Annotated in this window: 16 protein-coding genes; 6 read left to right on the top strand and 10 right to left on the bottom strand. The window is 35.0% G+C overall.

Annotated elements, in window-relative coordinates; all coding sequences use genetic code 11:
* Positions 1-28 precede the first annotated feature (28 nt).
* Entirely contained in the window at positions 29-1,063 is a 1,035-nt protein-coding gene (gene hemE / locus GW534_RS02025) for a uroporphyrinogen decarboxylase (protein ID WP_161919391.1), read from the bottom strand.
* A 385-nt stretch (positions 1,064-1,448) separates the two neighbouring features.
* Here hemE and GW534_RS02020 point away from each other — a divergent pair, with 385 nt between their 5' ends.
* Positions 1,449-1,970 carry an antibiotic biosynthesis monooxygenase family protein gene (locus GW534_RS02020; RefSeq protein WP_161919390.1) on the top strand — a complete coding sequence of 174 codons (522 nt, stop codon included), beginning with the start codon at positions 1,449-1,451 and terminating at the stop codon, positions 1,968-1,970.
* 59 nt (positions 1,971-2,029) lie between these two features.
* Here GW534_RS02020 and GW534_RS02015 read toward each other — a convergent pair whose 3' ends face one another.
* From GW534_RS02015 to liaF, 3 genes are read right to left on the bottom strand one after another with little or no spacing between them, the layout of a single operon-like run.
* Positions 2,030-2,680: a response regulator transcription factor gene (locus GW534_RS02015; RefSeq protein ID WP_161919389.1), complete on the bottom strand. Its 651-nt coding sequence runs from the start codon at positions 2,678-2,680 to the stop codon at positions 2,030-2,032.
* Positions 2,681-2,704: 24 nt separating this feature from the next.
* Entirely contained in the window at positions 2,705-3,736 is a 1,032-nt protein-coding gene (locus GW534_RS02010; RefSeq protein WP_161919388.1) for a sensor histidine kinase, read from the bottom strand.
* 12 nt (positions 3,737-3,748) lie between these two features.
* Entirely contained in the window at positions 3,749-4,801 is a 1,053-nt protein-coding gene (gene liaF, locus GW534_RS02005; RefSeq protein WP_161919387.1) for a cell wall-active antibiotics response protein LiaF, read from the bottom strand.
* 206 nt (positions 4,802-5,007) lie between these two features.
* On the opposite strand from liaF, the gene GW534_RS02000 reads away from it, so the two are divergent.
* Positions 5,008-6,189 carry a M20 family metallopeptidase gene (locus GW534_RS02000; RefSeq protein ID WP_161919386.1) on the top strand — a complete coding sequence of 394 codons (1,182 nt, stop codon included), beginning with the start codon at positions 5,008-5,010 and terminating at the stop codon, positions 6,187-6,189.
* 249 nt (positions 6,190-6,438) lie between these two features.
* On the opposite strand, the gene GW534_RS01995 is transcribed toward GW534_RS02000, so the two are convergent.
* Genes GW534_RS01995 through GW534_RS01985 form a run of 3 tightly spaced genes read right to left on the bottom strand, consistent with a single transcriptional unit; the run spans position 6,439 to position 9,158 of the window.
* Positions 6,439-7,167 (bottom strand): EcsC family protein, encoded by a 729-nt coding sequence (locus tag GW534_RS01995; protein WP_161919385.1) that lies wholly within the window; start codon positions 7,165-7,167, stop codon positions 6,439-6,441.
* Positions 7,168-7,201: 34 nt separating this feature from the next.
* Positions 7,202-8,422: an ABC transporter permease gene (locus tag GW534_RS01990; protein WP_161919384.1), complete on the bottom strand. Its 1,221-nt coding sequence runs from the start codon at positions 8,420-8,422 to the stop codon at positions 7,202-7,204.
* Entirely contained in the window at positions 8,415-9,158 is a 744-nt protein-coding gene (locus GW534_RS01985; RefSeq protein ID WP_161919383.1) for an ABC transporter ATP-binding protein, read from the bottom strand. Before GW534_RS01985 ends, GW534_RS01990 begins: the two co-directional genes overlap by 8 nt.
* A 1,876-nt stretch (positions 9,159-11,034) precedes the next feature.
* Between GW534_RS01985 and GW534_RS01980 the strand changes: the two genes are divergently transcribed.
* Both GW534_RS01980 and GW534_RS01975 read left to right on the top strand, forming a co-directional pair.
* The gene (locus GW534_RS01980; protein WP_161919382.1) at positions 11,035-11,454 is read left to right on the top strand and encodes an HIT family protein; all 420 of its coding nucleotides are present in this window, start codon (positions 11,035-11,037) and stop codon (positions 11,452-11,454) included.
* A 173-nt stretch (positions 11,455-11,627) separates the two neighbouring features.
* Positions 11,628-12,152 (top strand): tryptophan transporter, encoded by a 525-nt coding sequence (locus tag GW534_RS01975; RefSeq protein ID WP_161919381.1) that lies wholly within the window; start codon positions 11,628-11,630, stop codon positions 12,150-12,152.
* Between the two features lie 170 nt (positions 12,153-12,322).
* Here GW534_RS01975 and GW534_RS01970 read toward each other — a convergent pair whose 3' ends face one another.
* Complete coding sequence (locus GW534_RS01970) at positions 12,323-12,571, bottom strand: hypothetical protein (protein ID WP_161919380.1); 249 nt, start codon at positions 12,569-12,571, stop codon at positions 12,323-12,325.
* Between the two features lie 265 nt (positions 12,572-12,836).
* Here GW534_RS01970 and GW534_RS01965 point away from each other — a divergent pair, with 265 nt between their 5' ends.
* Entirely contained in the window at positions 12,837-13,409 is a 573-nt protein-coding gene (locus GW534_RS01965) for an HTH-type transcriptional regulator Hpr (RefSeq protein WP_161919379.1), read from the top strand.
* Here GW534_RS01965 and GW534_RS01960 read toward each other — a convergent pair.
* Entirely contained in the window at positions 13,406-13,777 is a 372-nt protein-coding gene (locus tag GW534_RS01960; protein ID WP_161919378.1) for a DUF1878 family protein, read from the bottom strand. The genes GW534_RS01965 and GW534_RS01960 overlap by 4 nt on opposite strands.
* 413 nt (positions 13,778-14,190) lie before the next feature.
* Here GW534_RS01960 and GW534_RS01955 point away from each other — a divergent pair, with 413 nt between their 5' ends.
* Positions 14,191-14,370 carry a hypothetical protein gene (locus GW534_RS01955; protein ID WP_161919377.1) on the top strand — a complete coding sequence of 60 codons (180 nt, stop codon included), beginning with the start codon at positions 14,191-14,193 and terminating at the stop codon, positions 14,368-14,370.
* Between the two features lie 40 nt (positions 14,371-14,410).
* Here the strand turns inward: GW534_RS01955 and GW534_RS01950 are convergent, their stop codons facing one another.
* Entirely contained in the window at positions 14,411-14,500 is a 90-nt protein-coding gene (locus GW534_RS01950; protein ID WP_161919376.1) for a YjcZ family sporulation protein, read from the bottom strand.
* Positions 14,501-14,516: the final 16 nt, after the last annotated feature.

Raw genomic sequence — 14,516 nt, 5'->3', positions numbered from 1 at the left:
TTCACCTCAAACTAAATTTTTCCGTATTTTATTTACTTGTATATTCATGCACAAACGCTGTAAGTCGTTTCAATGTATCCGGGTTTACTTCTGGGAACACACCATGCCCTAAATTAAATATATGACTAGGTTGTGCTAACCCTTGATCTAAAATTTCCGTTGCACGTTTTTCAATTAATTCCCAAGGAGCTAATAATAATGATGGATCGAGATTTCCTTGCAATGTTTTTGTAATACCTAGTTTACGTGCTTCATTAATTTCCATGCGCCAATCAAGTCCTAAAACATCTACAGGTAAATCATTCCACTCTAATAGTAAATGACTTGCGCCAACCCCAAACAATGTAACAGGCACATTTTCTTCCTTTATTGAAGAAATGATACGTTCCATCGTTGGTTTAATAAATTTGCGGTAATCGGCAACATTTAACGCACCAACCCAAGAGTCAAAAATTTGGACCGCCTTTGCTCCTGCACGAATTTGTGCTTTTACATAATCAATTGTCATTGTGCCAAGTTTATCCATTAGTAATTGCCATGCAGCAGGTTCAGCATGCATGAAAGCTTTCGTTTTATGATAATTTTTTGATGGGCCACCTTCAATCATATAACTTGCTAAAGTAAATGGTGCACCGGCAAAACCGATTAACGGAACAGATAATTGTTCAGTCGTTAAAAGTTTAATTGTTTCAAACACATAAGGTACATCTTCTTCTGGATTCAATTCCCCTAAACGTTCAACATCTTGATGCGAACGAATTGGATTATCGATAACCGGACCAATTCCTGCTTTAATCTCAACGCCAACACCGATTGCAGGTAGTGGCGTCATAATATCTTTGTATAAAATTGCCGCATCAACATTGTATTGTTCTACTGGTAAGCGAGTTACATAAGCACAAAGTTCTGGTTGATGTGTAATTTCAAATAAAGAATATTTTTCTTTCAATTTTCGATATTCCGGTTGCGATCGTCCAGCTTGGCGCATATACCAAACCGGTGTATGAGTCGTTTTTTCACCGCGTGCTGCCTTCAAAAATGTGTCATTAAAAGCCTTCGTCATGGAAGTTTGTCCACCTTTCATGAGATTTACTATGTATATTCTCAATTAAAAAAACTAATTGATTATAGAATAATAATTATGAGAAAAGAATTATTATAATAAAAGCATATATTAAATATATCTTTTTTACGTAATAATGTACATACGTATGCGGAAAATGTCATAAAATTGCCATTTTATGCGTTATAATCGTAATAGTTCTAGTAATCACTGTAAAAGTACCGCAAAAGTGTAATCCCTTAAAAATTGTGCTGGAAATAAATAATCATTATTCTCTTATTATAATAATTATAATTAAAACTACTATGAACTACAAATATGAATCTATTGTACAATATATATATATAATTATACATCATTTAACACTATAATCGAGGTGATGTTGTTGGTTAATGCATATATAACGACAGGGACAAGAAATTTTATGATTGTTTTATTAAAAAAATTCGCTAATGAAAACTTAAAATTTTTACTTCACCGTGATCACGCCTTACTTTATCATGAGACAGATAGAAAAACGGTCTTTTCGGCACCTAGGAAGTATGAAATTATTGAAAAAACCGGAGACTTTCCAGAAAAGGGATTTGCTGTTTTTCATTACATTCCTGTAGTCGATGACTTTCGACCAGTATTTGAATATCGCATGACAAATAGACCGAAATACTTAGAAACATCCCCAGGATTTGTAGCATCACGAACCCTCAGGCCTCTACAATCCAATACGTATTTAATTATAACTTGTTGGGAAAATCGATTATCCTATGAAAGTTCTAAAATAACGGATAAAATTATGGAATCTTTAGGTGGGGAAAAAAGTATTGAACTCAATCCAGCGAAGATGTATGCAGGACAATCATATATACGAGAATATACGATTGGTATTAAAGATGAGGCGGAAGAAAAATAGTTTAAGAGTTCGGTGGCGGATGTTTTCCGCAAGCTCCACCGCCACCATAACTTTATCATTTATTTCAGCTCACTTTTCACTAATCCATGCCGGTTTGCATATATTGCCGCTTGTGTCCGGTCTTGAACATTTAATTTACTCAATATATTACTTACATGGGTTTTTACTGTTTTTATACCGATAAACAGTTCTTGGCTAATCTCTTGATTCGTCATCCCTTCTGCGATACACAATAACACTTCCATTTCCCGTTCCGTTAAATCATCATGGGGCATTTTTTCCTTTGGACGTAACCGATTCAACATTTTATTTGCTACTTTCGGTTCAATTACTGTCTCCCCTTGGACCGCTTTCTGAATCGCAGTTATTACTTCATCGGCCCGTGCTGTTTTTAATAAATAACTAAAGGCCCCCGCTTCAATAGCAGGAAAAACTTGTTCATCGTCATAATAACTTGTAATAATGATAATTTTACATTCTGGAAGAAAGGACATAATATCCTTTGTCGCATCAATCCCATTTCCATCTTCCATTAATAAATCCATTAATACGACGTCAGGTTTTGTTTCCTTTACAACTTTCACACCTTTATTCCCTGACGATGCTTCACCTACTACTTCAATATTCGGTTCTGTAAGTAAATAAGAAATCAGTCCTCGACGGACCATTTCATGATCATCGACGACAACAACACGAATCGTATCCGCCATCACAATCCCTCACTTTTTATCTAATCAATCTACGCGGCTAATCGGGACACGAACCTCAATATACGTTCCCTTTCCTATTTGAGACCGTAAAGTAAAAATCCCCCCGATTTCCTCACAACGTTCTTGCATATTTTTTAAACCGTACGATGCCTTTTTCTCCTCTTCCGTATTAAAACCTTTCCCATTGTCTCGTATATATAAATATACAAAATGATCGCGTTCAGTTAATTCAAGTTTAATAGAGTCGGCATCAGCATGACGTAATATATTTGATAAACTTTCTTGGATAATACGGAATAAATGCTCTTCCACCGACTTTGATAAGCCTTCAATCTCATCGACACTGGCGTCAAAATTTATATTTGTTTTTGCTTTTAGCTCTTTTAATAAGGATAAAACACCGTCACTTAAACTTTCACCACTCAAATCAACCGGTCGTAAATGAAGTAACAAAGCCCGCATCTCACCTTGTGCTTTCGCTGCAATATCTGCAATTTGTTCCATTTGATTTTTAGCATGTTTTGGATTGGACTCCATTAACTTCATCGTCGCCGATGCCATCATACTTAAAGCAAACAATTGTTGACTAACGGAATCATGTAGCTCTCTTGCCAAACGCTGTCTTTCTTCCATAACAGCTGCCGTATGAACTTGTTCATGCAATTCCGCTTTTTCATCCGCAATCCGCTGTATCGTTTGGACCTGTTCTTCTAATATAGTCGCAATTTCATTCAACTCTTCCCCCAAAATCCCCATTTCATTAGAACGAACCCGTTCTGTAAAATTCCCTCTTCTTAACATGGATATAAATTGGAGAAGCATACGAAATTGTTTATTTATATTATTTATTGCGTTATATCCAAAATAAAGACCACACATTAAACTAATGATAAAAACAACACCTGTTAAAATTAAAACGAACTTCATGGACAAACCGTGGTCAGGGATTAACAACATATACGTTTGAAAAAATATAAAAAAGACAACAGTAATAAAAATCGAGCTTAAAAAAGTATTTTTAATAATGATGTAAGTGTAATCATTACCTTTCCGCATTGTATCAATCCCCTACACTTGGACAATTTCAATTGATCCAATTGATAATTTTATATCTAAATTTAATTTCCGAGTCGCTTCCTCATAATTTGGACTAACATACGTATAAGTCCTGCCTGAACCTGTATTCGTTAAGTCTTTTCCAAAAACTGATACATTACCGATTGAATTTTTCACATGAAGTTTAATCGGTAAATCTTCAGGGATTAACATAATAATTTGTCCGACTTTTCCTTTCACATTTACAGGTGTTGTTCCTTCTGGAATAAAAGCTTTACTAAAGTCAAAATAATAATCTACAATGACCGAACTTAATTTCATTGGCTCAAGTAACCAATTTGGATCTTTAAACTCTTTTTCAGAAATCGATAAGCCGAACACATTAATATCGGTCGTTTTATTTTTTTTACCATTTTCTTTATGAAAATTCATATATTTTTCCGAATCATCATGCCTAAAATTAACCTTAACTTTTCCGTGTTTTTTTCGTGATTGATATTTTTCTAACTGTTTTTTCACTTTTTCACGAGTTTCTTCATCGGAAATATTCTCATTGATTGTCTTAAAAATTTGATCCATGTCTATATCTACCGTAATTTGACTTTCTTTCTTTTTCTCTTGCCTCTTGTCCTCACCTTGATTGTCTGTCTCAATCCAATCATCATCATCTTCTTCATCGTCTATCCAATAGGAGTTTCTATCGATTTCGATATCTATAATTTTTTTTTTAAAAAAGAGCATATTTAACGCCATGAAAATAAAGATTACTGGCCATAACTTCCAAAAATCCCAAAAACCAAATTCAATCATATTAAATCGGTCGGCAATGAGAAATCCAGATAAGGTCGTTATAAATAACCCCCAAAACAAATTTCCTGATGAATGATATGAGAAAGATTTAAAAAATAAATACAGTCCATATAGTGCAAGAACAAACGGATAAACTAATAAATATATTCGTTTTAGTTCAAAAGAAATAAAGTTTAAGTTAACTAATAATAAGATAACTCCAACTGCGATTAGACAAAGTGCCCACAAAAGTTGCGTCGCCGTTTTTCTTCTCATATTGACCCTTCTTTCTTTCTTCTGTTACATCTATTGTATTTGATTAACGACCAATTTTAAACACTAAATAGATTGAATTCCAATCGGTCTCGAGACTGATTTTTTTTTAAAAAAATGAGCTAATAATTCATTTCTCATTATATTTAAAAAAGAGAAACAATTGTGTAAATTTTACGATATAATAATGGAAAATGGGAGGGGATTACATGATTGAAAAAGGATATCAACTACTTGAACAGAATTACGACAATATGATTGACGTCCGCAGATATCTCCATCAACATCCGGAACTTTCTTTTAAAGAATTTAAAACAGCCGAATTTATCGCCAATTTTTATGAAAAACTAGGGGTCGAAGTTCGAACAAATGTTGGTGGAAATGGTGTAGTAGCACGAATTAAAGGTGGCAAATTTGGTAAAACCGTTGCTTTACGGGCAGACTTCGATGCTCTTCCAATTCAAGATGAAAAGGATGTTCCATATAAATCAAAAGTTCCAGGTATTATGCACGCTTGTGGTCACGATGGACATACATCGACATTACTTCATGTTGCAAAAGTAATTTATGAATTAAAAGATGAACTTCCTGGTACTTATGTTTTTATTCATCAACATGCAGAGGAATATGCTCCAGGTGGGGCCATTACGATGATTGAAGATGGCTGTTTAGATGGGGTTGATGTCATTTTCGGCAATCATTTTTGGTCAACGGAACGAGTTGGACATGTTTTATATCGCACAGGACCAGTTATGGCTGCAGCTGACCGATTTACAATTACAATTAAAGGTAAAGGTGGACATGGTGGATATCCACATCTTACAAAAGATTCCATCGTAACAGCAAGCCAACTCGTTGTTCATTTACAACAAATAGTAGCAAGACGAGTGAATCCAATTAAAGAAGCAGTCGTTTCTATCGGGAAGTTCGTTGCTGATAATGCCTTTAATGTTATTGCCGACACAGCTGAATTAGTCGGAACTGTGCGCACCTTTGATGAAGATGTACGCAACAATATTGAAAAAGAAATTAAAAAAATCGTAAGCGGCGTTTGTTTAGCTAATGATTGTGAATATGAATTCGATTATTTCCGAGGCTACCCGCCGCTTGTAAACCATCAAGAAGAAACAGAATTTCTCGCAACAATTGCGAAAAATATACCTGATGTTGAAGAAGTCCGCAAAGCTGAACCTCGTATGGGCGGTGAGGACTTTGCATATTATTTACAACATGTACCGGGTACGTTCTTCTTTACAGGGGCAATGCCAGAAAAAGAAGAAGCAAGATTCCCTCACCATCATCCAAAATTTGATCTTAACGAAAAAGCATTACTCATTGCAGCAAAAACATTGTTCACTGCTGCTGTTCGCTATCATGAAGTCGGTAAATAATATTATAGAGAAGAAAAAAGAAGAAGGTTTAGAGGCTTAATGCATCTAAAACAGAAAAAATAAGTATGTGGAAGTGGCGGCGACTCGGAAAAATTCAAGGCATTTTTCCTGCGGTGCTTATTCAGTGAAGCTTTTTCAGAGTCCAGCGGGAAAAGCGTGAGTCTTGAGACCCCAGAGCCGAGCTTGCGAGGCGAGGAGGCTCAAAGCATCCTCTAGGAAAACGTCCGCCACTGACACTTGAATCATTTTTTAATAAGCATTCAAATTATTCAATTGATTAAAATACCGCATTCGGTATGCGTAAATCGCTGTTTCACCAAGCCGGTCCAACAATTTATAATTCGCATATGCCCCAACAACTGCACCTATCCCAGGCACTAACTGAAGCATTTTCACTAAATCAATATAATCCCTATACTCCTGTTGAAACGTCTGCCAATCTAAATCCACAAACCGTTTCTTCTCTTCATCCCAATTTTCAATAATATTTAAAGTTTCAATCCGTTTTTCGTCACTTGAAAAGGCAAGTTGAAATACCATTAATAAAAAAATCCGTTCTTCATAATTTTTTAAATCGTATTGGTAAATCCGCCCAACATCGTATAAAAACTTCAACTTAATTGACAATAGAAGTGGAAAATCAGCGAGACCGAGTAACAATCCCCCCGCTCCGGTCCCCGCCCCTTCTACCGTTGCCGTTTTTCGATATATATCCAACTGTTCTCTTATTTTCGTTTCCTTCTCCTCTAGCGTAAACATTTGAGGGAAGTTATTTTTAAATACAAGGTTGGATCCCGTTAAAACCGTTTGAACCATTCCTTTAATGGCTTCCGTCAACGCTTTGTGGACCTTCTCAGGAATCATGCCATTCATTTTATTTTGAACATTTTTCGATAACCGACCGAACTTATTTCCTCTTCTCCGTAATTTTCTTTGCCAATCTAACAGTTCATCATAAGCTTTTTCTTCATACTTCAAATCCTTCACCTCACAACGGTGCTAGAACTATACTTTATAAATATTGTTCTTCCCACTTCTTTATACGATTTTGACAATATAAGTAAACGAAACAATAACTAAAAATTGCGAGTAGCGCAAACAATCCAATTCCTTTTACCCATTCCATCGATGTTAAAAAGAGAACAGTAAAAATAATATTTTGAATCAAAGAAATATTAACTAGCAATTTTAGAAAAGCTTTCTTTTTTTCATCCTGACCAACAGGATATAGGTCTGTCCAAATTATCGCTTCATGATGCTTCCATAAACTTAACAATTGAAAACCAGTTAAATAAATGAACAGCACTGCGATTATATAGCCAATATAAGATCCTGCCATTCCCCAAACAAGGAAGCCGCCAATTATTGTAAGACGTATGAATAAACCAAAATAATCCCCACTACGGAAAAAAGTCCGTACATACAAATACGTATAGGTGTGATGTTTTGTAAATGTAATTCTTCCTAAAAATACATCTAACCATTTTCTTCGTTTTACACGATTGCGTAAATGAGGGACATCAGTAAATAAATTTGCTAACTGGTAAAAGAATACCATTCGTTTTTCTTCATTTTCAATTAGTCTTTCCCAAGGCAAACCACTTTTTTTCGCTCGTATGTGGTAATATACACCGTAGCTGATAAAAATGAGTAAACTTGTCACAAAAAGGATATAACTTCCTTTTATAAACAGAAATACGATCGCGCCATTTAATAGAATCCGGATAAGGGAATCCCAAAGAATCGTTTCCTTGTCTGAATCAAATTCGCAACTCCAACGAATCCATAAATTAATCCCTTTTAATAAAAAGGTAAGACCCGCAAAATAGAGAAACTCCCTTCCTGTTCCTATAGTATTCACATAAATTGGTGCTGCTACTAGTAAAACCATAAACACCCAGTACGCTTTCCAAATATAAGTTAATATAAAGGAACGAACTAAATATGGCTTTAACTCCGTTTCAATTGGCAGTAAAAATACTTTGTCAGGCTCTTTAAAAAAAGTAATAACCGTTCCTGTTGTTAAAAGCAAACCGAAAACTATCGAAAAAATTGGTGCCGTCGGAAAAGTAGCATCAAGCGTCTCCACCCAGTCCTTATAATAAAAAGCGCCAGCTCCAAAAGCAAAAAGAAGTACTAACATAAAGTGGTCATTAAACATATAACGACCGTATCGTAAAATTTCTTTTAACCGTTCATTTGATCTTTTTTTCCATAAATTAACACTATTCATCGGACGCGTCTTCCTTTGTTAATTGAATATAAATTTCATCGAGACTCGCATTTTTCAATTGGAATTGCTGACGAAGCTCGTCCATCGAACCTTGCGCCTTAATTTCACCATTATGTAAAATAACAAACCGGTCGCAATACTTTTCCGCTGTCGCAAGAATATGGGTCGACATTAATATGGCCGCACCTTTCTTTTGTTCTTCTTTCATTAGATCTAGCAGGCTTTGGATGGCAAGTGGATCAAGACCAACAAATGGTTCATCAATAATGAATAAATCCGGTTTTACTAAAAAAGCTGACATAATCATTACTTTTTGTTTCATCCCTTTTGAAAAATGTGAAGGAAACCATTTTAATCGTTTTTGCATACGGAATTCTTTTAATAAAATGTCAAGGCGCACTTTAAATTGCTTCTCGCTCAATCCATAAGCCATTGCAGTTAAATGTAAATGTTCTTCCAACGTTAATTCATCATAAAGTACTGGAGATTCTGGAATAAAAGAAAACTGCTTGCGGTATTCATTACGATTCTCTTGAATCGTCCTACCATTAATACGAATTTGTCCTTTCTTTGGTTCCATTAAACCGATAATATGTTTAATCGTAGTACTCTTTCCTGCACCATTTAAACCGATTAATGCAACAATTTCTCCTTTTTCTACAGAAAAACTTATGTCTTTTAAAACATTTTTCTTCGTATAGCCACCAGTGAGGTTTTCAATTTCCAATAAAGGCATAGGCACTCTCCTTTTTAATTTAAAAATATATAAGAACATATTTGTTGATTGTCAAACAAATCTGCTTATATTGCTTTAATCATCATCTAGTTTAACAAAAATACATTCGAGAAGGAATTTTAAAAAATTCACGAAAAAAGTATGTATGATTTTTTGTAAGCTGGTTAATATAATTAGCGAAGGGAAATCACCAAACAGTTAAATGGGGTGATTGCGAAAGATGCTTTACTCGTTTTATAAGTAGCATTCAGTAGTACACTACCAGTAAAATGGGGTGTTAATCGGAGGTCATCAACCGAAAGTTCATAATTATTTATGACGAAACGGGGATGATGAGCTTGAATGCTTTAGGTGACTTAGAAAACCTGTAAGTCGAGTAGCAATGCAACCCGTAACAAAATTTCCCTTCATACGGGCAAGGCACACGTTTGCAGATGCATACGTATGCCTTGCCTTCTTTATTTTTTGTCCTCAGTTTGTCGTTTATCTGCAAAAATCCTTCCTCGAGGTCATTTCAATCCCATATTTATTTGATTTTGTCCATGAGACGCATCCTCGATGACATTTTACGATGCACACTTTCTCATTTTGTCAACGAGACGCATCCTCGATGACATTTCGAGCTTCAATCTATCCCATTTTGGCATCGATACGCTCGCTCGATGACATTTTACGACGCACACTTTCTCATTTTGTCAACGAGACGCATCCTCGATGACATTTCGCGATTCACTCTATCCCATTTTGGCATCGAAACGCATCCTCGATGACATTTTACGCTTCACACTTTCTCATTTTGTCAACGAGACGCATCCTCGATGACATTTCGAGCTTCAATCTATCCCATTTTGGCATCGAGACGCTCGCTCGATGACATTTTACGCTTCACACTTTCTCATTTTGTCAACGAGACGCATCCTCGATGACATTTCGAGCTTCAATCTATCCCATTTTGGCATCGAGACGCATCCTCGATGACATTTCGAGCTTCAATCTATCCCATTTTGGCATCGAGACGCATCCTCGATGACATTTCGAGCTTCAATCTATCCCATTTTGGCATCGATTCGCTCGCTCGATGACATTTTACGATGCACACTTTCTCATTTTGTCAACGAGACGCATCCTCGATGACATTTCGAGCTTCAATCTATCCCATTTTGGCATCGAGACGCATCCTCGATGACATTTTACGCTTCACACTTTCTCATTTTGTCAACGAGACGCATCCTCGATGACATTTCGAGCTTCAATCTATCCCATTTTGGCATCGAAACGCATCCTCGATGACATTTCGAGCTTCAATCTATCCCATTTTGGCATCGATTCGCTCGCTCGATGACATTTTACGATGCACACTTTCTCATTTTGTCAACGAGTCGCTCGCTCGATGACATTTCACGACGCACACTTTCTCATTTTGTCAACGAGTCGCTCGCTCGATGACATTTTACGATGCACACTTTCTCATTTTGTCAACGAGACGCATCCTCGATGACATTTCGAGCTTCAATCTATCCCATTTTGGCATCGAGACGCATCCTCGATGACATTTCGCGATTCACTCTATCCCATTTTGGCATCGAAACGCATCCTCGATGACATTTTACGCTTCACTCTATCCCATTTTGTCATCGAGACGCATCCTCGATGACATTTCGAGCTTCAATCTATCCCATTTTGGCATCGAGACGCATCCTCGATGACATTTTACGCTTCTCACCATTCCATTTTGTCCATGAGACGCCCCCTCAATGACATTTCGAGCTAATCTCCACTCATTTTTTGTCAACGAGACCCTATCCTTTTTCCATCTTTGTCCAATTTATGCTAAAATATGAAGAAACATAACCTGATCAACGAAAGGATGGTTAGAATGAGCGATTGCATTTTTTGTAAAATAATCAACGGTGAAATTCCGTCCGCGAAGGTTTACGAAGATGAACATGTCTATGCATTCCTTGACATTTCTCAAGTAACAAAGGGACATACGTTAGTTATTCCGAAAGCACACCACGCTAACATCTTTGAACTACCTGAAGATCTTGCAGGAAAACTTTTTGCAGCTGTACCTAAAATTTCAAATGCTGTTAAAAAGGCTTATAATCCAGTTGGTTTAAACTTATTAAACAATAACGGTGAGCAAGCTTATCAGACAGTATTCCATTATCATCTACATATCATCCCACGTTACGGTAATGAAGATGGATTCGGCCTAAAATGGGAAACTCATAACGATGATTATACTCCGGAACAACTTCAAGAAATTGCCGAAACAATTAATAAAAACATTTAACAATAAGGCGTTTTGTTATTCAAATATTTTTTGGATAGCAAAACGCCTTTTTATAAATTTCCTCTTTTTCAGAACATTTTTATATGGTATATTAATATTACTCGCTATTGGTCAGAGAGGACACAATAGGAGTATAGAGAGTTGAGATTAGAAAAGAAGAGGAGAGTTGAGTTATGAAAACTAAAGAGCTCGTTGTTATGGCACTATTCGTAGGGATAGGTGCAGCTTTACATTTTATTGTTCCTGGTATTGGTGCAGGCGGAATGAAGCCAGATTTTAGTTTGCTAATGATGTTTTTAGCAATCATTTTATTTCCGAATTTTAAAAACGTCCTTATACTTGGGCTTGCCACAGGAATTATTTCTGGACTTTCAACTACTGTACCGGGCGGATTTGTTCCAAACTTACTCGATAAATTCTTTACAGCAATTATTTTCTTCGGATTATTCCTATTGATTAAAAAATTCCGCTCCATCGTTTCATATGCGGTATTAACTGCTGTAGGTACAATTATTTCGGGAACAATCTTTTTAATTTCGGCAAAATTGATTCTCCAATTTTCAGAGGCATTTCTCGTCTTATTTGGAGCAATAGTCCTGCCAACTGCTGCACTTAACACATTAGCTATGATCATAGTGTACCCAATAGTTGCCAGCATTGCAAAACGAAGTAAGATTACAGTCGCTGAAATAAAATAAATAAGCTAAAAATCATTTTTTGCCTTCTACACTTCTATAAACCTCATATTCTAGATATTTGAGGTTACAATAGTTGTAGAAGGCAATTTATTCTACTCAAGAAAATTTTAAAATGTGTAAGTATAGTTTTTACAAAAACCATTGATTCAATAAAAAAACATGTAAATTTTTCAAATACAGTTAATACACTTTTTTAAATTAATTTTTTGGAAAATTGGGATTGTTACTGGTGGACGTGAATAAAAATAAGTAGTACGGTTATAAATACTAAAAATAAATTTCCAACGGCAATTACGGTGAGGTTCTTCTTGTATCGAGATTTTTGTAACTAGCTGAGGTTTCTTTAAACTTTTGAAAGAACTGAGCAAAATCAATAACAGGAGACAAATCGCAGCTAAACCGTAAATTACACCTTCCATTATTACCTCCCATCAAATTCATCTACTTCATTTTATGAATTTGTGATAGTATATATAATAAAAATCCAAAAATTTTTCTAAAATAAAGAGGATTTTTTAATTTCATGTAGAATTTGTCAATTAATAAGGGAAAAATTTTAAATCTTTTTATACTTAAAACACATCTATATTATTTTACTCTTTTGTGTTTCAATATTCAGTATATTCAAACCTTTGAACACTATTATTTTTCAAAAATAACAAATTATAAAAAGTAGGTGATAAAATGGATAAAAATGCAAAATTAGAAGCTCTACTATTTACCCAAAAAATTTCACAGCTTGGAAAGGCATTATGGAAGGCTATCGAAAAAGATTGGCAGCAATGGATCAAACCATACGATTTGAACATTAACGAACATCATATTTTATGGATTGCTTATCATTTACACGGGGCATCAATCTCTGATATTGCAAAATTCGGGGTGATGCATGTTTCTACAGCCTTTAATTTCTCGAAAAAATTAGAAGAAAGAGGCTACTTAACTTTCTCTAAAAAGGTAGAAGATAAGCGGAACACTTACATCCAACTAACTGAAAAGGGTGAAAAGTTAGTAATCGATTTATTAGAACATTTCGAGCCATCAAAACACACAATTTTACAAGGGGCATCACCACTAAAAGATATTTATGGAAAATACCCTGATATCCTTGAATTGATGGCTATGGTACGTAATATTTATGGCGATGATTTTATGGACATTTTCCAAAAAATGTATTCAGATATAGAGAAAATTAATTTATCAAAACTTGAAGAAGATAAGAAACAAGAAGACAGTACAGAGAGAGAGGTCGTTTAATCATCGAGGTATTTCGATAGCTCTTCCATTAAATCAACATGTAAATTTTCATTGAGACAACCGATGATCGTTTCCCGTACTTCAAGCTTTTTATTAAGTTTTTCTGTGAATTCTTTTAATAGCGGATGAAAATATAAAAATCCTTCCGCTTTTTGTTCTTGCATTTTATTGTTCAAATACTCACATAACCGGTGGAACTCTTCAACTTCTAGCGGACCGAGATTTTTTTGAATAATAAGTTTTGTAAAGGTTATTTCTGCATGATCAACTAGTTGAATCAATAATTTTTGATGGTATTCTAGTCGCTCAATTCTTTTTAATAGTTCATTAATCATCGCCTTCACCCTTTCTGCCCTGCCTTTTTCCATACTTATCATTTCGCTTCCTCGCACTCTTTTTCCTGCCATTTTTCAAAAGTAGATCATATTTCCAATTCAAGATTCTTCACGATTATCAATTCTTTATTGACGTTACCCAATCTACACATAAAACATATTTAAACAGATATATTTCATCAAATTAGTTTAATTTTGAAACGAGGACAGTCCCCCTGTCATTAAAATTTTTTATATAAAACTCTTAATCAATGTCATTTTTCATATTAAATAGTATATTAATAGTATGGTTATTATTTTATAGCATCATATTTAGTGCTTCTCATAAACTTTTGTAAAGTACATAAACCGACAAATCTAACATAATTCTACTTTTTAGCTTAACTTGTTACAATACTGTTTTTTTTCTTAGTCGGACAAGAGATTTCCGTATTGGAGGGAGATATTTGATTATCGTCTACTTATTCTTAGCTGTCTTTTTAATTATGTATATGAACGTTTTAATGGAACGTTTTTGCCAAGTGAAAGAAGTTCCCGATGAAAAGCAAGATAATGTTTTTCAAACAGCAAATATTTTTACGATCATCCTTTTAATCACAACATACATTGAAATATTAATTATATAACATTAAAAACGGCAAAACAAAATGTTTTGCCGTTTCATTTTTACCAAACGTATGCAGCACCTACAATAATGAGCAAGATGAATAGAACAACGATTAAAGCAAAGCCTGCTCCTGCGTATCCTCCTGACATATTCACACCTCCCCAC

The sequence above is a fragment of the Pallidibacillus pasinlerensis genome, assembly GCF_009996845.1.
GTDB classification, from domain to species: Bacteria; Bacillota; Bacilli; order Bacillales; family Caldibacillaceae; genus Pallidibacillus; species Pallidibacillus pasinlerensis.
Note: the sequence above shows the minus strand (reverse complement) of the source record. Positions and strands in the feature narration are given on the sequence as shown.